This window comes from Paraburkholderia polaris, assembly GCF_012927345.1.
In the GTDB taxonomy this organism is placed as follows: Bacteria; Pseudomonadota; Gammaproteobacteria; order Burkholderiales; family Burkholderiaceae; genus Paraburkholderia; species Paraburkholderia polaris.
Genome location: NZ_JABBGJ010000006.1, coordinates 231,502 through 254,037, shown reverse-complemented (window position 1 = coordinate 254,037; position 22,536 = coordinate 231,502). Strand labels below are relative to the sequence as shown.

The 22,536-nt window shown below is 60.2% G+C and carries 20 protein-coding genes; 6 read left to right on the top strand and 14 right to left on the bottom strand.

Features of this window, described 5'->3' with window-relative positions:
• From HHL24_RS07795 to HHL24_RS07775, 5 genes are all read right to left on the bottom strand, one after another.
• Positions 1-197 (bottom strand): sugar nucleotide-binding protein (locus HHL24_RS07795; protein WP_169484918.1); only part of this gene is annotated, 197 nt, incomplete at its 3' end.
• A gap of 11 nt (positions 198-208) precedes the next feature.
• Positions 209-760, bottom strand: a complete 552-nt coding sequence (gene rfbC, locus HHL24_RS07790; RefSeq protein WP_169484917.1) for a dTDP-4-dehydrorhamnose 3,5-epimerase — start codon at positions 758-760, stop codon at positions 209-211.
• Positions 745-1,638, bottom strand: coding sequence for a glucose-1-phosphate thymidylyltransferase RfbA (gene rfbA / locus HHL24_RS07785; RefSeq protein ID WP_169484936.1), 894 nt, complete (start codon positions 1,636-1,638; stop codon positions 745-747). The genes rfbC and rfbA overlap by 16 nt, the downstream gene beginning before the upstream one ends.
• 10 nt (positions 1,639-1,648) lie before the next feature.
• Positions 1,649-2,710 carry a dTDP-glucose 4,6-dehydratase gene (gene rfbB / locus HHL24_RS07780; RefSeq protein ID WP_169484916.1) on the bottom strand — a complete coding sequence of 354 codons (1,062 nt, stop codon included), beginning with the start codon at positions 2,708-2,710 and terminating at the stop codon, positions 1,649-1,651.
• A gap of 441 nt (positions 2,711-3,151) precedes the next feature.
• Positions 3,152-4,093, bottom strand: a complete 942-nt coding sequence (locus HHL24_RS07775; protein WP_206002750.1) for a glycosyltransferase — start codon at positions 4,091-4,093, stop codon at positions 3,152-3,154.
• Positions 4,094-5,326: 1,233 nt separating this feature from the next.
• On the opposite strand from HHL24_RS07775, the gene HHL24_RS07770 reads away from it, so the two are divergent.
• Positions 5,327-7,705, top strand: a complete 2,379-nt coding sequence (locus HHL24_RS07770; protein WP_169484914.1) for a YjbH domain-containing protein — start codon at positions 5,327-5,329, stop codon at positions 7,703-7,705.
• Between the two features lie 19 nt (positions 7,706-7,724).
• The gene (locus tag HHL24_RS07765; protein WP_169484913.1) at positions 7,725-8,465 is read left to right on the top strand and encodes a carboxypeptidase regulatory-like domain-containing protein; all 741 of its coding nucleotides are present in this window, start codon (positions 7,725-7,727) and stop codon (positions 8,463-8,465) included.
• Between the two features lie 233 nt (positions 8,466-8,698).
• On the opposite strand, the gene HHL24_RS07760 is transcribed toward HHL24_RS07765, so the two are convergent.
• Together HHL24_RS07760 and HHL24_RS07755 are read right to left on the bottom strand one after the other, a co-directional pair.
• Positions 8,699-9,007, bottom strand: a complete 309-nt coding sequence (locus HHL24_RS07760; RefSeq protein ID WP_169484935.1) for a hypothetical protein — start codon at positions 9,005-9,007, stop codon at positions 8,699-8,701.
• A 513-nt stretch (positions 9,008-9,520) separates the two neighbouring features.
• On the bottom strand, positions 9,521-10,504 hold the full coding sequence (locus HHL24_RS07755) for a GlxA family transcriptional regulator (RefSeq protein ID WP_169484912.1): 984 nt from the start codon (positions 10,502-10,504) through the stop codon (positions 9,521-9,523).
• Positions 10,505-11,641: 1,137 nt separating this feature from the next.
• On the opposite strand from HHL24_RS07755, the gene HHL24_RS07750 reads away from it, so the two are divergent.
• Entirely contained in the window at positions 11,642-11,827 is a 186-nt protein-coding gene (locus tag HHL24_RS07750) for a hypothetical protein (protein ID WP_169484911.1), read from the top strand.
• A 127-nt stretch (positions 11,828-11,954) separates the two neighbouring features.
• On the opposite strand, the gene HHL24_RS07745 is transcribed toward HHL24_RS07750, so the two are convergent.
• Together HHL24_RS07745 and HHL24_RS07740 are read right to left on the bottom strand one after the other, a co-directional pair.
• On the bottom strand, positions 11,955-12,233 hold the full coding sequence (locus HHL24_RS07745) for a hypothetical protein (protein WP_230417366.1): 279 nt from the start codon (positions 12,231-12,233) through the stop codon (positions 11,955-11,957).
• Between the two features lie 418 nt (positions 12,234-12,651).
• The gene (locus tag HHL24_RS07740; RefSeq protein ID WP_169484910.1) at positions 12,652-13,962 is read right to left on the bottom strand and encodes an MFS transporter; all 1,311 of its coding nucleotides are present in this window, start codon (positions 13,960-13,962) and stop codon (positions 12,652-12,654) included.
• 382 nt (positions 13,963-14,344) lie between these two features.
• Between HHL24_RS07740 and HHL24_RS07735 the strand changes: the two genes are divergently transcribed.
• Entirely contained in the window at positions 14,345-14,788 is a 444-nt protein-coding gene (locus tag HHL24_RS07735) for a MarR family winged helix-turn-helix transcriptional regulator (protein ID WP_169484909.1), read from the top strand.
• 27 nt (positions 14,789-14,815) lie between these two features.
• Here the strand turns inward: HHL24_RS07735 and HHL24_RS07730 are convergent, their stop codons facing one another.
• The 5 genes from HHL24_RS07730 to HHL24_RS07710 are packed head-to-tail and all read right to left on the bottom strand — an operon-like array spanning position 14,816 to position 20,462.
• Positions 14,816-17,095, bottom strand: coding sequence for a xanthine dehydrogenase family protein molybdopterin-binding subunit (locus tag HHL24_RS07730; RefSeq protein WP_169484908.1), 2,280 nt, complete (start codon positions 17,093-17,095; stop codon positions 14,816-14,818).
• Positions 17,096-17,130: 35 nt separating this feature from the next.
• Positions 17,131-17,775, bottom strand: a complete 645-nt coding sequence (locus HHL24_RS07725; RefSeq protein ID WP_169484907.1) for an isochorismatase family protein — start codon at positions 17,773-17,775, stop codon at positions 17,131-17,133.
• 11 nt (positions 17,776-17,786) lie between these two features.
• The gene (locus HHL24_RS07720; protein WP_169484906.1) at positions 17,787-18,836 is read right to left on the bottom strand and encodes a M29 family metallopeptidase; all 1,050 of its coding nucleotides are present in this window, start codon (positions 18,834-18,836) and stop codon (positions 17,787-17,789) included.
• Positions 18,837-18,855: 19 nt separating this feature from the next.
• Positions 18,856-19,683: an alpha/beta fold hydrolase gene (locus HHL24_RS07715; protein ID WP_169484905.1), complete on the bottom strand. Its 828-nt coding sequence runs from the start codon at positions 19,681-19,683 to the stop codon at positions 18,856-18,858.
• Positions 19,684-19,709: 26 nt separating this feature from the next.
• Positions 19,710-20,462 (bottom strand): maleate cis-trans isomerase family protein, encoded by a 753-nt coding sequence (locus HHL24_RS07710; protein WP_169484904.1) that lies wholly within the window; start codon positions 20,460-20,462, stop codon positions 19,710-19,712.
• A gap of 298 nt (positions 20,463-20,760) precedes the next feature.
• Here HHL24_RS07710 and HHL24_RS07705 point away from each other — a divergent pair, with 298 nt between their 5' ends.
• Together HHL24_RS07705 and HHL24_RS07700 are read left to right on the top strand one after the other, a co-directional pair.
• Complete coding sequence (locus HHL24_RS07705; protein WP_169484903.1) at positions 20,761-21,912, top strand: FAD-dependent monooxygenase; 1,152 nt, start codon at positions 20,761-20,763, stop codon at positions 21,910-21,912.
• A 102-nt stretch (positions 21,913-22,014) separates the two neighbouring features.
• Positions 22,015-22,530: a (2Fe-2S)-binding protein gene (locus HHL24_RS07700; protein ID WP_169484902.1), complete on the top strand. Its 516-nt coding sequence runs from the start codon at positions 22,015-22,017 to the stop codon at positions 22,528-22,530.
• Positions 22,531-22,536: the final 6 nt, after the last annotated feature.

Sequence of the window (22,536 nt, the reverse complement as noted above, 5' to 3'; positions counted from 1 at the left end):
GCCGCGGGGTTGACGATCAGCGCAGGCCGCACGTCTCGAACAACCGCACGGACCTGGTCCAGATTGGACAGATCCAGCGTGGCGCGGTCGACCGCGACTACGTTGCCGAGCCCTTGCAGCGTACGCGCGAGCTCGAAGCCAACCTGGCCATTTACCCCGGTGACGAGAATCGTCCGCCTGGCATCATGTGCGCTCATACGGTAACCCCTTATGCGTAGACTTCAGCATCGGCAAGACGCTTGCCTGCCGCGTCTTTCGCGGCCAGCAACGGCTCGAAGTCAATCGGCCACTCGATACCCACCTCCGGATCGTTCCAGACGATGCTGCGCTCGTACTCAGGGAACCAGTAATCGGTGGTTTTGTAGAGGAACTGCGCCGATTCGCTCAAGACGACGAAGCCGTGCGCAAAACCTGGCGGCACCCACAGCTGCCGATGGTTCTCCACAGACAGCGTGACACCCACCCACTTGCCGAAATTCGGCGAACTCTTGCGAATGTCGACAGCAACATCGAACACTTCCCCTTCAACCACACGCACGAGCTTGCCCTGCGCGTTCTGGATCTGGTAATGCAAGCCGCGCAGCACGCCTTTCGCCGAGCGCGAATGGTTGTCCTGCACAAACTCCACACCTGGCTCAACCTGCTCGGCGAACTCCTTCGCATTGAAGCTTTCGAAGAAAAAGCCCCTTGCATCGCCGAACACTTTCGGCTCGATGATCTTGACTTCAGGCAGCGCCGTAGCGGTTACTTGGATGGCCATGCAACTTGGTCCGTAAGAAGGTTTTGCAGATACTTGCCGTACGCGTTCTTCGCGAGCGGCCTGGCCAGCGCAAGCAGTTGCTCACCGTCGATCCACGCCTGACGGTACGCAATCTCTTCCGGACACGCGACCACCAGACCCTGGCGCTTCTGCAGCGTCGCGATGAACGTAGCTGCTTCGATCAACGAATCGTGCGTGCCCGTATCGAGCCACGCATAGCCACGTCCCATGATCTCGACATTGAGCGCGGCGTTGGCCAGATATCGCGAGTTGACGTCGGTGATCTCAAGCTCGCCACGCGGCGACGGCTTGATATCCGCCGCGATATCGCAGACCTGCTTGTCGTAGAAGTACAAGCCGGTAACAGCGTAGTTCGAGCGCGGCTTGACCGGCTTCTCTTCGATCGACAGCGCACGGAACTGCTTGTCGAATTCGACAACGCCGTAACGCTCCGGATCGTGCACGTGATAAGCGAAGACGGTCGCGCCTTCGTCTTTCTCGTTAGCGTGTTCCAGCTGCTTCGCCAGATCGTGGCCGTAGAAAATGTTGTCGCCAAGAATCAGCGCCGACGGATCATTGCCCACAAAATCGCGGCCGATGATAAACGCCTGCGCGAGCCCATCCGGCGAAGGCTGAACCGCGTACTGAATGTTCATGCCCCACTGGCTGCCGTCGCCGAGCATCGCTTCGAAACGCGGCGTGTCCTGCGGCGTGGAGATGATCAGTACGTCGCGAATACCCGCCACCATCAGCGTGGACAGCGGGTAGTAGATCATCGGTTTGTCGTAGACCGGCAGCAACTGCTTGGAGACGACGTGCGTGATCGGATACAGGCGCGTGCCCGATCCGCCCGCGAGAATAATGCCTTTGCGCGCCATTGCCGTGCCCTTACGCGCGCTGCGCGTAGTTGGTCTCAACCCACTTCCGATACTCACCCGAAGCGACTTCGTCAGACCACACCTGATTGTCCAGATACCACTGAACCGTCTTGGCGAGGCCTGTTTCGAACGTCTCAGCCGGCTTCCAGCCGAGCTCGCGCTCGAGCTTGCGCGCGTCGATCGCATAACGGCGGTCGTGGCCCGGACGATCTTTCACGTAGGTGATCTGGTCGCGGTACGAGGCACCCGCCTTCGGACGCAATTGGTCGAGCAGGTCGCACAGCGTATGCACGACGTCGAGGTTCTTCTTTTCGTTCCAGCCGCCAATGTTGTACGTCTCGCCCGGCGTACCGCGCGCGAGCACTTCGCGGATTGCACTGCAATGGTCGCCGACATACAACCAGTCGCGCACGTTCTGACCGTCGCCATAAACCGGCAGCGCCTTGCCGCCGAGCGCGTTGGCGATCATCAGCGGAATCAGCTTCTCAGGGAACTGGTACGGACCGTAGTTGTTCGAGCAGTTCGTGGTGAGCACCGGCAGGCCATACGTGTGATGGTAGGCGCGCACCAGATGGTCGGAACCCGCCTTGGTGGCCGAATAGGGGCTATTCGGCGCGTATGGCGTGGTTTCGGAGAATTGCGGATCGGTAGCGGACAGCGAGCCGAACACTTCGTCGGTCGACACGTGCAGGAACCGGAACGTGGCCTTGTCGGCCTCGCCGAGCGTATTCCAGTACTGACGGGTGGCTTCGAGCAGCGTGAAGGTGCCGACCACGTTGGTCTGCACAAAATCTGCCGGCCCGTGGATCGAACGGTCCACATGGCTCTCAGCGGCAAAGTGCAGCACGGCACGCGGCTTGTGCTCGGCGAAGAGCGCGTCGAGCGCGGCGCGATCGCAGATATCGGCGCGTACGAATACGTGCTTGGGATTGGCCTGTTGCGACTTGAGCGTACCCAGATTGCCGGCGTAGGTCAGCTTGTCTACATTCAGCACCGCTTCGTCCGACGTATCGAGCCAGTCGAGCACGAAATTGGCGCCGATAAAGCCGGCACCGCCTGTTACCAGGATCATGGGGTTTCCTTCGAACGCATAGGTCCGTATCCAATTCGATTGCTGGAATGTTTTTGCATGAGAACGGGAGTTTCGGATTAGTGAGTTGGGAGACAGGGAATTCGAATTCCAGACTTCGATATATGACGGAGATAGTCAGGCAACCAATGGTGACCGGCAACATGTCACCGCCACAATATCGCGCGCTTTTATGATGGTCGCGGGCCGCAGCGGATGACACTTCCCGCGATGAGCGTCCGCCGGGGCACGGTGCAAAATGCCACTAGCCCAAGCTGGGCGCAATGCCGCAGTCGACGGCGAGCAGGGTGATCTTGCGGGTGCTGACGAAAGAGCGCTATTCATTCCGTGAGTCTCGGTAACGGTAAGGTTAAAAATGATCGCGCGGAAACGTCCGGCAGAACTAACAACCGGCCCTCTTCCGCCGTTCATCGTAAGTTGGTTTCACCTTGCGAACCGGTCGTCCCAATAGCGGTGATGCATACTCAATCGGCGCTTTATCGAGGGTGACATGTATTTCTCAAACCGACTAATACGGAACGCAATAAGCTTCAGTCCATTGCGCACGATGGAAATCGGCCACAGATGAATTTTCTTCATTCCGAGAAATTTGAGTTCGTTTATCACGTAGCGAAGACCTTCCTTCCCCGCGCCGCCGACCTCTTTCCTGATCCATTCCTCGCGGGCATGAAACACACCAATGTCGAAATAACGCTTGAATTCTTGGAGCAGCGTGTAGTTGTGTGAGTGCCGGCAACGAGCGCTTCCCTCGTAGGCAATCTTCCAGCCCTTCAATAACATCTTGGCGGCCACATACATGTCTTCCGACAAAATCACATGCGCCGGAAATCCGCCCACTGCCTTGATAGCTTCACCGCGATAGGCTGAGAACGAATTCGACATGAACGCGGCTTTCATGCCCGATTTATCCGCTGTCTTGAGGGACTTTACTTCCGATGTGTCGGGGTAATTGAACTTGCGCGCGTGCATCGACAGCACCGACGCATCCAGATGAGGCAACTGCCGCCCGCACACCGCGCCGACTTCCTTGTTTGCGAAGGGGCGGATGATATTCTCGAGCGCGTACTGATCCTCCAGATATGCGTCCTGAGTCAGGAAAACATAGAAGTCGTAGCCCGGATTATTGTCTATCATCCGCTGCCGGGTGGCGCCGTGGTTGAACTCGGCCGTTGGGATCGAAAATACGGTGGCGCCGTGCGCCGCCGCAACCTCAGCCGTCCCATCCCGTGAGGATGAGTCGACCACGATGAAGTCGAATTTCTGACTCTGGGACTTCAGAGACTGCGTCAATCGAATCAGATCTTCGCGCCCGTTGTATGTTGGGACAATACAGGCAACCTTCGCAGCGCCGTTTATCGAATCCACGACCTCGACTCCCATGTCAAAAGTGTACGAATTGAAAAGATTTGCTTGCAAAACAAACTGCGCGTTATCCGCTCAATAAATGCGAGCGGAAAGCCGGCCGCCTCGCGAACTTCAGCGACGATCTGTGTCTTCCGATGTGGGCTGCAATTTGTGTATGATTCGACTGATTAAAAAATCCAACGAGTCATACGAAACAAACGACTAATGGAATTCCTCTCCCGAGATTCGGAGCGTCAATCCTGATTGAGGCACAGATCTTCCGATGGACATGTCGCACCCTTCTCGAGCAATAGAGAATTTCATCGTGTTGACAAGATAAAGGCCCGACAACTCGCGTAAGCATTGCAAATAATTCAATCGAGGCTTGCTTGTTCGTTGGGATGTATCTTTACCGAACGAAAGCGGCTTTAGGGAAACGTGGCGAAGGACGACCAGATAATTTCACTTTTCGACAAAGCGCTTGAAGCTTGGAGAGACGCGCGATCGAGAGGGCAGAAGTGGTGGAAAGCTTTTGCGGGTGAAAGGAAATTAGATATATAGGCCGCGCTGGTCGGCAGAAGACAAAACGTGGTTCTTGTCGGCTAACTCGCCGTGGATGCACGGCGGTGTCACCGGCGATGCACCGCTGTAGGTGGCGCCGCGAGCTGTGACGGTCTGATTGAAAGTTGCCGACCACGACCATCTCGACGTCGAGAAGCCGATGCACGTTCGGGCGATCCAGCGAGCGCATCTTCGACAAGATCGAATGATGTGTCGACGAGAGGCGCCTTCACGGCCGCTATTTCGCAGTTGCGACTACTCGTGCGGAAACGGCTCGATCAGTTTTTTTTGCAAATCGTCGGTGCTTCGTTGCGCGAGTGTTCAACGTTGCTCCCCCACTCGATTTTCGTAACGACAACGACCTGCCAGTCAATGCGATCTGCATGGGATAAATGTAGCAATCCGCCAACATGTTAGCTTTTTCCGTCAGCCGCCATTTCCGATGAAGCTGACTATGTATGATGCACCGCAACCAGAAGACACTTCCCTGCACAACTTTCGTTCGGTTGCTCTTGGTAGGTAGCGCGGTATGTCGTACAGCCACAAGAAATATAGCGATTATCAATCGATATTAATTGGGACTGCATATATATTAATTAATTGGGTTGCGCGCCGCGTTACGAAGATGAGTTGCGGTGACGATCGATAACGGTTCCATTTGCCGCCGGGCGTTTAATACTAACAACTATAGACATGAGCGGAAACTTGATTGGACAGGAACCGATAGGAGGCCGCAAGACGTTGGCGTTAGCTGCCGTTCTGGCGTTTTCGACTCCTGTGCATGCGGTAGAGCCGGCGTTGAACGCGCTCGGTCAAGCGGGTGGTTTGGTGATTCCCTATGCGTTTGCACTGCCCGAAGGGACGGTGGAGGCGCAGTACAACAACTACATCGACCCGCGCTACGGAAAGCAGGCGACGGGCGCGCAGATGTACTGGGGCGCGGTTGGGTTGCTGCCTTATGTTGAGTTGTCCGGCGGACTCGCCAATTATCCGGCTGATGTCCACGCACCATTCAGCGACGCCGACCACTTCCTGTTTCGCCACCTGATGGCTGACGTCAAAGTTGAAGTGCCGAAGTTCTTCAAGTATCAGCCGAGCATTGCATTCGGTGTGACCGACATTGGCGGCCAGACGCATTTCTTCCGTTCGAAATACGGCGTGGTGTCGCAAGCGTTCGGACCGGTGACATTGACGGCCGGTTACGGCTCGGGCGATCGCCTCGATGGTCTGTTCGGCGGCGCGCAGGTTTCGCTGTGGAACACGGGGTTGTCGCTACTCGCAGAAGACGATTCGAAGACGCCTTATGCGGGTGTGCGTTATCAGTCTCCGCGGATTGGCTGGCTAGCCGATGCGAACGTGGTCGGCACGTTCATGCGTTCGATCCGCTCGACCGATGGTGTATCGCCGCGCACGTCGTTCTCGGTGGGCATTCAGATTCCGCTGGGCAAACGCTTTAGCAGTGCACGTTGCGCAGATGGCTTGTGCGAAGGCCCGCAAGTGTCCGCAGCGCAGACCGCGGATGCCGGCGACGACGGCCCGATCCGCCTCGCCAGCCTGCAACCGGTGGACACGCGTGCTGCCACCAGTAATAACACCGCGCTGGCCGCAGCGCCGATTACGTATGTGCCGCCGCTGCAGTCGTATGCGTCTGTGATGCTGAGTGACGTGACGGCGGCCAAAACGTCGGACGCGCCGTCTCCCGCCATTCCGGAAGCGCTGGATACCTCCGCGCTCGACGAAATCGCCGCGCAACTCTTTGCCGCCGGCCTCGAGCGGGTGCGTGTCGGGATGAGCGGTCGCGATCTGGTGGTCGAGTACGAGAACCATCGCTACAACCAGAACGAAGCTGATGCGCTCGGCATTGTGCTTGGCGTGGCGAGCGTGAATGCGCCGCACGGCACCGACAAGATTCACGTGGTCATCAAGAAGGCCAATGAGCCGTTAGGCGAAGTCATTGTCGATCGTGATGCATTTGCGCAGTTCGTTGAGGGTGGCGCGCCGACGGCTGCAAGTGCGTCAATGACGATGCGCACGCGCCCGACATACGACGCGGACTCGATCGCATGGCATGGCAACGAACATACGCATGGGCTGACACGTATCCAGATCGAACCGATCGTCAGTTACCTGTACGGCACCGAGTACGGCAACTTCGACATCTCGCTCGGCGCCAACATTGAAGGTTTCGTGCCGCTGTGGCGCGGCGCGGAGTTCTACGCGAGTTATATCGCACCGATCTACAACACAAAGAACATGGACGCAGGCCGGGTGTTTAGCGATTACCGCCTGCGCGGCGGCCTGAATGCGGTCGCATTGGCACAAAGCTTCTGGATCATGCCGCAGGTGTTCAACGTGACGTCGATCGGCAAATTCGATTACTCGTATGTCGGCGTGCAGAACGAAACCACGATGTTCGTGCCGGGTCGCCCTGATCTGATCCGCTTGCGGCTCGCCTATCTGCACCATGAGCCGGGTCACGACGAATTGCCGAGTGAGAAGAATGCCGAGCTGACTTACCGCTGGGTGCAGCCGTCCTGGAACCTGTGGATCGAAGCGGGCGTGGCGCGCTTTGTCGGAGGAGACAAGGGACCGGTTGCGACGCTGACGCGCTGGTTCGACGACGTCTCGGTGAGCGTGCATGGCGAGCATAGCGGACAGGGCACGTTTGTGGGCGCCGCGGTCAGCTTCCCGCTCACATTGCGCCAGGGCATGAAGCCCGGGATCAGCCAGGTGTACGGCTCGGAACAGTTCGGGCTCGATTTCCGTACGCGGGTGGGATCGACGAATTACCTGTCGACCAATGCGGCGGAGAGCATGACCTTCCCGTATAGCACGCAGCAGTACCTGCTGAATCAGGGCCGCTTTAGCGGCGAGTACTTCTCGACCCAGCTTTACCGGATGCGTGATGCGTATCTGCGTTACGGGCGCCCGGGTAGTGACGCAACGAAGCCGAAGCCGCAAGTCAGTGTGCCGGCTGTATCGACGGGCGCGGCGCTTTCACATGGCGTCTGCGGAAGCGGTTTGCAGGGTGTAAGCGACGGACGGGCGCTGGTGCCGGTCAATTGTGAATGACTTTCTTTGGAGATAGGCGATGAAGCTTCTAAACGGCGCCACGCTGCGCACGCTGCAGTTCGGATCGATAGTGGTTGCGACCAGTGCGCTGGTTGCATGCGGTGGCGGAAACGATAGCGGTAGTTCGCAGGGCGCGACGGTGAGCGGCACAGCCGCAGTGGGTGCGGCAATGGCAAACGCAAGCATTGTGCTGACGTGCAAGAACGGTGCGGGCAGTGCGACGGCGAATGCAAGCGGTGCGTATTCGGCAACCTTCAAGTTTGACGGACCGTGCGCGATCACTGCATCGAGCGGTACCATCGCGCTCCATTCGTTTGCGGCCGGCGCGGGCACTTACAACGTGACGCCCTTGACCGAATTGCTTTTGAGCTATCTGGCCGGGCAGCTTGGAACCACCGTTAGCGGACTGCTGTCGGGAATCTCGAGCAACACAGCGTTTCAGAGCGCGCTGTCCAACAGCACGGTAATCGCTAACGCGCAGGCGGCCGTCGCCCAGCTGATCAAGACCCAGTACGGGATAACGCTCTCGTCTTCTTCGTTCTTGACGGTTTCGTTCACGCCAGGGCAGCCCGGCGCGGATGCTGATCTGGACACATTGCTGACTGCCGGCGCGATTACCGCGAATGGTCAGCCGACGGCGGCCTTGACAGCCGCTGCGACAACGGCGGGGGCGGCAGCGCCGATCTCCGGCGGGGGCAACGGCGGTGGAGCAACCGGTGGAACGGGTGGTACCGGCGGCACGGGAACCACAACGAAATAGCTTTCACGTGGTGCGGAAGCAGGAAATCGAGCCGCTGGACCGGTCCAGTTCCCCAACGGGGCTGGACCGGTTGCTTACCAAGGAATCTTTGTCCAATACGAAATCGCTCAAATAAGTTTGAAGGTATTTGAGGCTTCGCGTCGCGATGGTCTGGATTGGATAACGATGGTCTTTACGATTCAGCCGCGAGGATCCATGAACGGAACGACAACGGCTTGAGACGTGAAGGGCAACTATTCGTAGCCGAGCTTGTGACTCAGAATGGGCGCGAAAAAGAGTGCAATCGCAGAGCCCGCTGCCTTACCCTCGAGCTCCGCGGCCGCAGCAGCGGCCCGCATTCCATACAGATGTGTGAACAGATCGAATAGCTGGGGTAGGCAGTAGAGCACCGCAATCGCAATGCAATAAGCTTGCATGATCGACATGCGCCAGCCTTTCTCGAAGGCGACAGCAGCGGCGACAATGCGCAGAACGCCGAATAACACGAGCGCACCCACCGCCGCCTGTTCGCGGAGCAGATACTCTGGAATAAACTCGTCCATAACTTCCTGTTCACCCGGTACGTTAACCCAACTGAGCCATTTGGAATTGATAGCCGCCCATTCGAACGTTGCCATCGGATGCCGGCCGCCTAGGACAATCGTTCTTCGGAATTGAGGAACGAGTTGACCTGCTTTGATGTTACCGAAACCGTACCCACGCAATGAAAGCGCGGCCGAATGAACCACAATGTTGGCCGATATGGTTAAGCCTGCGTTCCATAAAACGGGCGGGCGCTATCTATGCGCGTCCCTTCTTCTCTAAAATCCGCGGTCGTGTTGGCCGCGTCTGCACTGGCGGGCAACGGGGCCGCGAAGGGACTCATTCGTCTTGGGAGACTGTCGTGGGTAGTAATTGGTGAGGGCAATCTGGGCGCTCGCTTGGGTAGGGCCTGCCCCACCCGCATCAATGTTGAACACCTCTGGCGCCCCCTGTTCGCTGTCGCTACCAGGCATGGCGACCGTGCTCCCCGGATCGAGCTCGTGCCGTTGATCCAGCACCTGTACCCGGCCCTTCTACGGTGCCACCTGGTTGCGCATCCGATAGTCCGTCGGCGTCGTCGACAGATATTTCCTGAACAGCTTCGACAACTGCCCGCCGCTGCCGATACCGCAGCGACGTGCGATCTTGTCGACTGGCAGACGCGATTCAACGAGCATCCGGCAACTCATGTTCAATCGTGCGCGCAGCAGATAATCGGAGGGTGTCATGCCGATCTCGCTCTTGAAACGGCGCAGGAAGTTGCGCTCGCTCATCGCCGCGACCTGCGCCGCATCGTCGATTGAGATGGGACGATCGACGTTCGCTTCCAGCCAGCGTGCCGACGCCAGGATCTTCTCGCTGATCTGGGGCGTCGCGCCAAGCGTGACCGACGAGCTGAAAGGCGTCTTGGGTTGCGGCGCGATCGACTCGGCAACCTGCTGGGCCAGATCGGCCCCGAGATCCTCTTCGACGATGCGCAGCGCCGTCGATACGGCGCCCGGCGCTTCTGTCAGCGACCGCGCCGGATACAGGCCGTGCGCGTCGTTATCTCCGTAGAGAAGCGAGCAGTAGCGACTAGGCAGCCCGGCTGTTTGCAGCAGCAACTGGCCTTCCGCAATCGGATGCACGATCTCGCTGAATGGATGCCGGCGGCGCAGCCAGCTGCTCAACCGCTCGTCGCGGCATGCCTGCTGTACGCCCGCCCCGCCGGCAATGAACAACAGGTGCGTCTCGTTCGTGCCTCGGTGCGACTGGACGTCGTCGGTCCAGACAAATACCGATGACGAACTGGCGATGCGCCCACCCGCGGCGGAAAGCAGCGAGACGTCGTAGCGTGTACGGCCCGATCGTTGCGCGGCGACGAGCGAGTTTGCCTTCTGGAAGATCTCGATGATTGCTGCGACTGTAGGCAATGCGAATCCATTGAACAGCGCGATGTCGACGCGAGTCAAAGCGTTCGTTTGCATCGGCACGGCACTTTGCCGCGAGCTACGCGGCAGAGTATCTACCAAGTCCATTTATTTTTCCCCGGAATGTGTGGTCTGCAAAGTCTTCTCCCCAAGACTCTGGTTTTTTTCTTATTGGAGCATGCTATAGATTTGATTCTGTTGTCAGTATTACATGGCCGAATTAGCCAACACATTGGCTGTTGAAGACACCGAGTGCTGAGTTTGCGAACGGCCGTGCTGGGCGCCTGATTTTACCCCTCGAACAGAGATAAGATTTGGAAATGCAAATCGCGCCAAAACTGAGACGGAATGTATAGCGAAACATTTATTTGTTTATATGCGGATCTGATTAATTGTTGCCCAATATTGGTGAATCGAAAAAATGCAAGGGAAATATCTTGTAATGAATGCATTTGGGAATTGTGCTGAGCTAATCTGACGCATCGCGCATCGCGCATCGCGCATCGCGCATCGCGCAACGCGCAACGCGCAACGCGCAACGGGCGAGTCGCCCGCTACCCCAAAGGCTAACCACCGACTCCGGGACCGCGGGTGGCTCAGGTCATTGGTAACACAACGTCTAACGGCTTGCTCATCTCGGACAGAAGTTTTCCGATAACCGCCGCAAAGTGGTGCGGCAATCTGGAAGCGGTAAAATTAGCCCCTTGGCCGCTCGAGATATGCGCTCGCAGGTGAGTGTCCACACGTATCGTTACCCGACCGGGCCGTAGTCCGGCGGGCATGTCTATGTTTCGAGGACACTGCAACGAGATACGTCATGGGATGCAGCCGTCTGCACATGAATCCAATGTGACACTGCGAACCGACTCGACTTTTTCCGTTACAGCGGAATCCGGCGATCACGATTTGGCGGCCTGGCGTCGTTCGGGCCGCAGGCTTCAAACGTGTCGATCGCCTTTCGGATTAATCAGTGCTCTGACGCTGTGCCAGCCGCCGAATGGTGGCGTTTGGGGCGTGCGCGGTCTGCTCCTGTCAGCAGGTGTTCATATACGATTTTCCCGGATTTTCAAGGAGGGAGTTTCCTGCCTCCTTGCGTACGGGGCACGCTTGTATCATGTGAAGCGCTATGTTCAGCTGGTCCACTGCACAGGCATTGTTGTAGGCGGGGCCGAGGTGGATAAAAATTTTTAGCAAACGATTGCGCTTAAGGCTAAATAAGCTTCGCGCGCGACCGTTAACGGGTTCATGCACAAACAAGACATTCAGACAATTGTCTCCGCAGCTCGCGAAACGGCCGATTCCATCGTCGGTGCGCGCGAGTGGAAGACGGCCGAAGATGCCAGCGCAATGCACGATGTGATCTTCTGGGACATGCTTGCCAAGCGATTGCCTAACACGAACATCGTCGATTTGCTGTCAGCGTTCGATTAGACGGCGTCGTAGGCACGGTGCAGCTTGCCATGCAACATCCTTCGAAGCCATTGCGCAGCGTGCTGTTAGGCGCGCGATAGCGGACGTGGCCGACATTCATCGATTGGTGGCTGAAGCTTCACCAGGGCTACTGGTCGCCAAGACCAACCAGGGAAAAGATCTTGACGACTGTTCCTGGTTTCGGTTGCCGTTCACCCTGTTGCTGAATGAAGACTTGCATTGCGCGCGTCATCTCTTGGGCTGAAAGTTTGCGATAGGCGCAGATGTTGTACGTGACACCGTGCTGCCAGTCCTTGATGAAATTATCTACGTTCGGTAGCTGCATGCTTTCCTCGACAGCGTCACGTGATTTTCCAGCTGGAACTGATCGTCTTTCGTCCGTGGCCGTGGAATTGAAGAGGTCCACGAAAAAGAACCTGCCGCCCGAGGGAGCGGCAGGCTAAAAGATCGAGGGGTGGGGTTCGCTTGAGAGAAGCGCCCCTCGAAAGACCGAAGCTGAGTGTAGTCGTTCGAAGGAGGCGGTGGACGCACGCGGCGGATGAGGTCACGTTCTTGACGGAACAGGACATGAAAAAGGGCTCATCCGGGCAGGACCGGTCCAAAGATGTCAGGCTAAAACGCGATCGCGCGGCCTCGAATGACCTGCCACCGGCGACGACGATGGCGAGCCGCCAGAACTTCTCCCACGGGGTGGAAAGATAATCTCGGCACTGGCACCCGCCGCAAGCACCCGCCGCAAGCACCCGCCGCAAGCACCCGCCGCGAGCACTCCCGCATGGCTCGCAATGCACCGGGGCGAGACGCGGTGCATCGCAAAGAACCGATCAGCGATTCACGAGCTTGGCGGAATAACTCAGCGCAAGCGCGCAGCCGACGATCATGCAGGCTGCAAAGCCGAACAGACCGGCACTTTGCGAATGGAACGTATCGCGCAGCCAGCCGATGAAATACGTGCTGCCGAAGCCGCCGAGGTTCGCGATCGAGCAGGCGAAAGCGATGCCCGCCGCGGCAGCAGGGCCTTTGAGGAAGGTCGAAGGCAGCGACCACACAACAGGCATCGCGGCCGCAGCCCCTGCGTTGACCAGCGAGAACAGAATGACCGTCGCAACCGTGCTGTGGCTGCCTGAGCCGGCGATCGCCAGCGCCACGGCTGCCACGAGAAACGGCACGACGATATGCCAGCGGCGTTCGCGCATCCGGTCGGAACTGGCGCCGCAGTAGAGCGTGCTCAGCACGGCTAACGCATTCGGAATCGCCATCAGCCAACCGATGTGATACGCATCCGCAACGCCGGTATCGCGCAGGATCGACGGCAGCCAGAAACTCGTCGCGTACAGCCCGAGCAGCACGCACAGATCGATGAGGCCCAGTGCCCAAACCTTGAAATTGACGAAGGCGCCGCTCAGCGAATGACTCTTGTTCCCGGACGGTTCCGCGTCGAGATTCGCGCGCAGCGTTTTTTTCTCAGCGGCGTTGAGCCAGCGAGCGGACTCGATGTTATTCGGCAGCCACGCGAAGATCGCAATGCCGAGGGCGATGGACGGCAGCGCTTCGAGCAGGAACAACCATTGCCAGCCGCCCAGGCCGTGTGCGCCGTTGAAGTACGTCATGTTCCAGCCGGAAATCGGGCTGCCGATCATGCTCGACAGCGGCAAGCCGACCATGAACAGCGCAATGATGCGAGCGCGGCGCGCGTCGGGATACCACTGTGTCAGATAGAGCAGCACGCCCGGCAGAAACCCGGCTTCGGCGACGCCTAGCAGGAAGCGAACAATATAGAACTGCATCGGCGTGGTGACGAACAGTGTCGCGCCCGACAGCAGACCCCAGGTAATCATGATGCGTGCGATCCACAAGCGCGCGCCGACCCGCTGCAGAATCAGATTGCTCGGGACCTCGAAGAGAATATAGCCGGCGAAGAACAGACCCGCGCCGAGGCCGTAAACGGTATCGCTGAACTTGAGTGCGTCAAGCATTTGGAGCTTCGCGAGACCAATGTTGATACGGTCGAGATACGCCGCGAAATAACACAGACAGAAGAACGTGATGAGACGGATCGTAACCTTGCGATAGAGCTCGCTGTTGTCGGTGCTGCTCGTATCGAGCACAGCACTGCCCTGATAAACATTCGCCATGACTGCCACTCCCGGAAGGTGGTGCGAAAAAAGGTGGATGTCGTGCGACAAAGATCGTTCGCACTCTGCTTGCAGATGTCTGTGTATCACGCTAAAAACATAGCGTATACACTCTAAAACGCAGGGTGGTAAGAACCCTGGTTGGAGGTCATCGATTTTCTTCCTTAAGTCGCTTGATTCGTCGTAAAAATGGGCGTGATAGGTGCCTTATTGCACCTGCAAAGATGGTTTGTGCACGGTGAAAGTGCATGGAAAATGTAGAGCGTATTAGCTACAAAAAAGCCGCACGATGTGAATGCTTGATCGATGTCGTATTGAGGGTGCAGTTGGAGGGTGTACACTCTTTCTCTTTCGTCTTCAGGCCAATCCGGCTATCTCCCTTATGGCGTCGCACAAGGATTCCTACGACTTTCACGATCAGATCGGCCATTTGCTGCGCCGCGCGTATCAACGTCACGTCGCGATTTTTCAGGAAGCGATTCCCGATTCCGATCTGACCGCCGCGCAGTTCGTCGCGCTGTGCGCTGTCAAAGAGCAGCAACCGTGCTCGCTGAACGACATCGTCAAAGCGACCGCGATCGATCAGGCGACGATTCGCGGCGTCGTCGAACGCCTCAAGGCGCGCGCGTTGATCGAGGTGAGCGCCGACCCGAACGACGGACGCAAGCTCGTCGTGCGTCCGACCGCGGCGGGCCTTGCGCTGATCGAGCGCACCGTGCCGTTCGCGAAGGAGGTCACGGAGCGCACCTATGGCGCGCTGAATGCGGGCGAGCGCGTTGCCATGCTGTTTCTGCTGCGCAAGATGATGGAGTCGGACGGCGAGTAGGTCGCTCAGGCCGCCGTCACCTTGCCGCTAGTTGCCTGCCGCGTACGCCTGCTCAGCCGCCATCAGCTTGCCGGCGGCGCGCAAGCCTTCGCGCACGGTCTCCGGGGTGAACGGCGGGGCCACGAAGCGCACGCCCGTTGCGTCGTAGATCGCATTCGCGAGCGCGGCGGGTCCTGGCACAGAGGCCGATTCGCCCGCGCCTAGCGGCGGTTCGCCCTGGCGCGGCATCAGCACGACATCGACGGCCGGCAACTCGGGAAACGTCAGGATCGGGTAGCTGCCCCATTCGCGGCTCGCCACCTTACCGTCGGCGAATCGCACGCGCTCCTTGAGCGAGCGGCTCAATACCTGGATCACATTGCCGTGAATCTGGTGACGCACGCCATCCGGATTGATCATCGTGCCGGTGTCCTGGCCGACCGTGATGCGCTCCACTCGCACGTCACCGGTCACGCGATCCACAACGAGTTCCACAGCCCACGCCGACCACGCCGCGCCGAAGCCCGGAAAGCGGCTGTGTACGTAACGCGCGTAAGCGAGGCCATGTCCGCGCACGTAGCGCTCATCAGCCGCCTCGCTGCCGCGCTTGCGATGCTTCCACCCGGCGCGCGCGGCCACCGCTTCGAGCAGTTCGGCGGCGCGCGTGTCGTTCAGATGGCGCAAACGAAATGCCAGGGGATCGCAGCCCGTGAGCGTCGCCATTTCATCGGCGAACGAATCGTGCGCGAACGAGTTGGGCAGCGCGGAGACGCCGCGAAACCATGACGAACGCACGATGGGCGCGAGATCGTCGCACGCGAAACGGCGGTTCGGGCTTTCGTACGGCGAGACGGCGGTGCGGTCGCCCATTTCGAAGACGCGCGCTTGCGGAGCGATGGCGCCCGTCAGTAGCGATGCGAGCAGCGGCGCATCGTTCGATGGATAACGCGCCACGAAGTCGTAACCAAGCAGACGGCCGTCGTCGCTCACCGTGCCCGTGACGTTCACCACCTGGCCACAGCCTTTCGGCTCCCACGTATGCTCGTCGGCGCGCGAGAGCTGCACGCGCACCGGTGCACCGGCCGCGCGCGAAAGCAACAGCGCGTCGCCGCCGACGTCGTCGGCACAATTGCGTCCGTAGCAGCCGGCCGCTTCCATGCGGACGACGTCGATGTCGGCTTCGTCGCGTTGCATGAGCGTCGCGAGGTCGCAACGTAGCGAGACCGGGTTCTGCGTACCCGACCAGACGGTGATGCGTCCGTTGCCAGGCTCGCGGTAGTCGGCCACCGAACACGACGGACCGATCGAGCCGTGCATCTGATAAGGCCACACGTAGGTGCGTGACAGCGTGATCGTGCCAGGTAGGCCGCGCACCGATTCGACGTCGCCTTCTTCCAGCAGAGGCCGGTGTTTTGCAGGCGCCGCTGAGATCGCAGCGCCTGGGTCATCGAGAGAATCGAGCGGCGGCAGCGGCTTCCATTTGACGCGCAACTCGCGGGCGGCACGAATCGCCTGTTCTTCGCGCTCGGCCACGACGCCGACGAAATCGCCGATCACCACCACTTCTCGTACGCCGGCAATATGGGCGATGGATTCGCGGTCAACCCGCTCTAAAGACGTACCGACGAAGGCGCCGCTATCGATCCCGCTATAAGGTGGACGCACGACTCGCCCATGCAGCATGCCGGGTACGCGCATGTCGTGCACGAAGGTCAACGCACCCGTCGCCTTCGCGGGCAGATCGACGCGCGGCGACGAACGCCCGACGAGTCGGTACGTCGACGGATCCTTCACGGACGTGCTGGTGTCGAGTTCGAGGGTGATGCTGCGGCCAGCGATCAGTTCGGCGAACGTCACGCGTGCGTCATCTGGGTTAGCGGCGCAAAAAATCTGCGCGTCGTCGGTTGCAAGCTGATCGATGCCGACGCCAAGGTGCTGCGCGGCGAGTTCGAAGAGTGCGCGGCGCGCCTGCGCCGCCGCGCATCGCAGCGGCACCGCCGAAATCTGGATTGTCGCGCTCGCGATGGTGGGACCCTGATTCGGCGTCGCAGCGGTGTCGCCAAGCAGCATCTCGACGCGCTTCGCCGGCACGTCGAGTTCTTCCGCCACGATCTGCCCGAGCGAGGTGCGTACGCCCGTACCGAGATCGACGTGGCCGTTGAATGCGAGAATTCGCCCATCATCGAGTATCGCGACGAAAACTTCGGGCAGGTCCGGCACGTAGGTCGAGAGACTGCCGGGCTGCCCAGCGGCAGGCCTGACAGGCGCGATCGGTCGACGGATCACGGCGAGACGGCCGGCGCGTGCAAGAAGTTCGGATCGGTTCACAGACAGGGTCCCAGGATGTGTACCACGCCTGTGCGTCAACGCACGCGTTGCTCAATCGCGACCAACGCGTCCGCGAGCGGCATCACCGCCGCGTACTTCTGCTGCATGTCGAACAGACTCGCGTCGTGCGGGCCGATTGCCCGATCGCCCACACAGTCCGACAACACGAGCGGCCGGAACCCATACGACATCGCATCCACAACACTTGCCCGCACACAACCACTCGTCACCGCGCCGGCCACGAGCAGCGTCTGCACTGCGCGTTGCGTGAGCCATGGGGCGAGTTGCGTACCGAAGAACGCGGACGGTACGGTCTTGCGTACCACCAGTTCGCCTTTCACGGGTGTCAGTTCCGGCACGATTGCGCTATTCGGATGGTCTTCGGTGAGCGTCGCCATGCCCGGCACTTTCAGCGAGAACACGTTGTCGTCGCTGCCGTCCGCCGCGTAGACGATGCGGCTGTGCGCGACCGGCCAGCCGGCGGCGCGTGCGTGTGCAAGCGCCCCAACGGTGCGCGCAATCGCCGGCGCGATATTGCCGCCGCCGAATGTCGCCGGATCGGCAAAGCCGACGACGAAATCGACGATCAACAAGCCGATATTGCCGTGCACCGGCAGCGGTGTGCCGAACCCTTGCTGCTGATACACATGGGTTTCGGCGTGTGTTTGAGGAGCGTTCATCGCATCAGGTCTCAGAGAGTCGGTTCGATCGGTTCGATCACGCGGCCGTTGCGCACGACGACGTCATCGTCGAGCAATACGGTGCAGTGGCGCAACGGAATATCGATGTGGCAGGTGGTCGTGCGGCTGCCACCGCCTTCGTTATTCGGGCCGAGCGAGAACAGGAAATTCCCTTCGAAGGCGCGCGCATCCATGCCAATGGTCGCTTCGCGATCGTAGAGCCCGAGCGTTGACCAGCGCGCACGCGGCTGCAGACCCCAGCCGATGTGCGAGATCGCATAGCCTTCCGGGTCGTTGAAGGTTTCCATGTAGTCGCGCAGCAAGGCGGCATCGACACCGCCTTCGATCTTCGTCGCATAGCCGCCCTCCACGGTCAGCACGATCGGCTCGCTCACATAGCGTTTTTGCGGCAGCAGGATGTCGCCGCGATCGATCACGATCGTGCCGTGCGCGGTCCGGTCGTTCGGATAGGTGAGCGCGAAGCCACTCGGCCAGTGATCCCAGCGACCCGGTTCGTCGACGAAACCATATTCGGCGGTCGGCCCGAACTCGCCGAGTGGGCACACGAGAGATGTGCCAGCCGGCGACGTCACACGCATTTCGCGTGCGGCGGAAATGCGCTTCGCGGCGCCCAGCACGCGTGTCCGGTCAGCCTGGGTCGGCACCATGCGCGCGAGTACCTCGGGCGGTTCGACGGCCAGCAGGATTTTCGTGCCGGACTTCAGGATGTCGTGCTGCTCCGGGGAGAAAAGCAGTGTCATCAGATCGAGCACGAGATCGCTCGCCTTCAGCGCGGCGATCGCTGGCCCGTTGCCGGTGAGCGGCGTGGTGCCGAGATACGCGAGCGAATCGCGGCTAAATGCTTTCTCGCCGTTCACAGGTGGCAGATCGAGCCGATTGACGATCGCGCCCATCGATTGCGTCGCGATGAGTGCGCACGACAAGGTCTGCGGATGCGTGGCAGGGCTCGTCAGGATCGTGACGGTCTGGCCGCGCTCGAGGCGGGACAGCGTGAGGACTTCCTTCCACGCTTCGATCAATTGGTAGTCGCTGACTGGCATCGACGGTTCCTTTTTACGGTCAGTAGACGAGCGGCGCGCCGAGGAAGTCGCTGAACGCGGCGTAGAAGCCGGCAGCGTTGTCCCACGGAATCATGTGGCCGGCGTTGGGCACGCGCACGTGCAACATCGCCGGCGTGGCGCGCTGCAATTCGACGACGTCGTCGTCGCGCACCACGTCACCGTTCTGCGCGGTCATCAGCAGCGACGGCACGGTAAGACGGGCGGCGTCGGCGTGGAAATCGTCGGTGTGAAAGCCTTCATAGGAGGCCAACACCGCGCGCTCGTCGCAGGTATGCAGCCATTCGGCGCGCAACTGACGCTCGGCTTCCGTCCAGGTCGGGCAGAAGGCGCGCATGCCTTCGGCGTCGGTGCCGGCGCGCGCGAGGGCCATCGAATCGATATACCAGGGCAGCTTGCCTGGATAGTCGCGGCGGCCAGGCCCGGAAACCGGCGGATCGATCAGCGCAACCGATGCGAGTCCGCGCGGCGCGCGCCGCGCCGCACGCGCGGCAATCCGCGCGCCCATGGAATGGCCGACCAGGCTGAATTCACGCAGGCCGAGCGCCGCCGCAAACGCGGCCACGTCGGCGGCTTGCGCGTCGAGGCTGTAGTCGAGCGTCGGCGACGCCGACGACAGGCCGCGGCCGCGCACGTCGAGCACATAGGTGTCGTGCGTGCGGCCCAGCACCTCGCCGACGAAGCCCCACGTGATCGCCGGACTGGTGATGCCCGGAATCAGGACGATGGCGGGGCGTTTCGCGCGTGCGCCATCGGCGCCGCCGTAGCGCAAATAGTGCTGGCGGATGCCGTTAGCCGCGACGTTCGCGCCATACAGGAAGGTAGTCATAGTGGCGTCCTTTGCGCTGGCGGCGGTCAGTAAGCGCCCGACAGCAGGGCGCCCGCGCCCGGCACGATCGGTTCGAGATCGAGTTCGCGCAGCATCGCGTAGGTGGTGGCGATCGCGGCGGTAATGACCGGCTTGCCCGTCATGGCCTCGACCTTGGCGACCGCCGGCAGCGACGGCATCTGTACGCAGGCGGACAGCACGATCGCATCGGCCTGCTCGAAAGGCATGCTTTTGACGATGTCGGGCAGGCGTGCGGGATCGTGGCGGCCCACGTCCAGGTTGTCAGGAATTTCGAGCGCGCGATAGTCGATCACTTCATAACCTTCGTGGCGGATGTAGTCGACCACGAGTTCCGTCAGCGGCTTCATGTACGGCGCCACGACAATGATGCGTTTGGCGCCGATGACACGAAGTGCATCGACGAGTGCGCCGGCGCTCGTCAGAACCGGCGCCTGTCCGCCGTTTTCCGTGGTGCGCTTGGTCAGGCGCGCTTGCGACACGCGGTGATAGCCGTGACCCATGGCCATGATCGCGACGAGGCAGGCATAGCCGAGCACGTCGACGCGCGCGTCGGACAACTCGAGTGCGCAGCGATCCGACTCGGCGTCCATCGCCGCCAGCTCTTCCTTGACCACCTTCTTCATGCGCATCCGGCTCGAATGGAAAGTGAAGCGCTGCGGACGGATCGCCTCGCGCAGCCGCAGCATTGCCGGAATCTCCGTTTCCATCGTGGTGTTCGAGCTCGGCACGATCTGGCCGATCCGGTATGTCCTGGTCATTGTGATGCTCTCCGGTCAATGTGGATGATGCCCGGCGCCTCGCGACTGCGAAGGGTGCCGCACGTTGAAGCAAAGTCTAGTGTGTACGTTATAAAAATTCAACAGAATAAAAATAAGGAGCCGCGCCGACATCGAAATTGGACGGCTAATGCACGTATATAGACGGGAAAGTGACGATCTGACGTGCAGTAAAAATTTTTGTTGTCGAAGGAATTTATAATGTGTACGCTACATTTCATCGTTTTCAACCGGACCGTCGAAGCATGTCGCTGGGCGGACGCACGAACAGGAGGAAATCATGAGAAAAACCCGTATCGCCGTCATCGGCGCAGGCCTCGGCGGCACGGCGGCTGCCGCCTTGTTGCAACGCAGTGGTTATGAAGTCAGGCTCTACGAGCAGGCTCAGGCGTTTTCGCGCCTGGGTGCGGGTATTCACCTAGGGCCGAATGTGATGAAGATCATGCGTCGCATCGGCTGCGAAGACGCGCTGAATGTGATGGGATCGCACCCCGACTTCTGGTACAGCCGTGACTGGAAAACGGCCGAAGCGATCTCGCAGATTCCGCTCGGCGATCACGCGCTCAAGACCTACGGTGCGAGCTATTTGACGGTCCATCGTGGCGACTTCCATGCGCTGATGACCGGAGCGGTGGCGCCCGGCACGATCGTCTTCGGCAAATGCCTGAAGGCGGTCGAGGACACCGGCAGCGACGTGCGCATGACCTTCGCGGACGGTTCCGTGGAGACGGCCGACATCGTGATCGGCGCGGACGGCGTCAACTCGAAGATCCGCGATCACCTGCTGGGTTCCGAACCGCCGCGTTATACCGGCTATGTTGCGCATCGCGCGGTCTTCCCCGCGTCGCTGCTCGGCCACAAGCCGTATGACATGTGTGTGAAGTGGTGGTCGGAAGACCGTCACATGATGGTCTACTACGTGACCGAGGCGCGCGACGAGTACTACTACGTCACGGGCGTGCCGCAGGCCGAGTGGCCCGCGGGTGTGTCGATGATGGAGAGCAGTCGCGAAGAAATGCGCGAAGCGTTCGCGGGTTTTCATCCGGACGTGCAGAATCTGATCGACGTGTCGCCGTCCATTACGAAATGGCCGTTGCTCGAGCGCGATCCGCTGCCGTTGTGGAGCCGTGGCCGTCTGGTGTTGCTCGGCGATGCATGCCATCCGATGAAGCCGCACATGGCACAGGGCGCGGCGATGGCGATCGAAGACGCGGCGATGTTGACGCGCTGTCTCGACGAAGTGGGGGCGACAGACTACGCGGGTGCCTTCTCCCTGTACGAAGCGAATCGTGCGACCCGTGCGTCGAAGGTGCAACTTGTCTCGCACAACAACACGTGGCTGCGTACGAATGAAGATCCGTCATGGGTCTTTGGGTACGATGTTTTCAACGTACCGCTCGTGTCGCCGGCCGCCGAAATCGTGTCGGCTTGAGCGGCACGCACGCGGTGGGGAAGTCGCGCGGTGTGGCCGCAGGAGCGTGCCGCGCGTATCCGGTGTAACGTCGTTTCCTTTCATTTGTGAACAGGCTCAGATATGGCGCATTCGAGTCCGCCCGCCGGTCCGCTGACACTCACGGTCAACGGTACTCGCCGCACCGTTGAGGGCGCCACGCCGGATACGCCACTGCTGTACATACTGCGCAACGACTTCGAATTGAATGGACCGAAGTACGGTTGCGGACTCGGGCAGTGTGGCGCGTGCACGGTGATCGTCGATAACCAGCCGACGCGTTCGTGTGTGGTCCCTGCGAGTGTTGCGATCGGGCGCGAAGTCACGACGCTCGAAGGACTCGGGACGCCCGACGCGCTGCACCCGGTGCAGCGCGCATTCATCGACGAACAGGCGGCGCAGTGCGGTTACTGCCTGAACGGGATGATCATGAGCGCGAAGGTGCTGCTCGACCGCAACCCGATGCCTGACGACGACGCGATCCGCGATGCGCTGCGCTTCAACCTGTGCCGATGCGGCACGCACTTCGAAATCGTCAACGCGGTACGTCGCGCTGCGCAATATCTGCGGGATGAAGGTGCGCATGAATCAGAACGATGACGACAT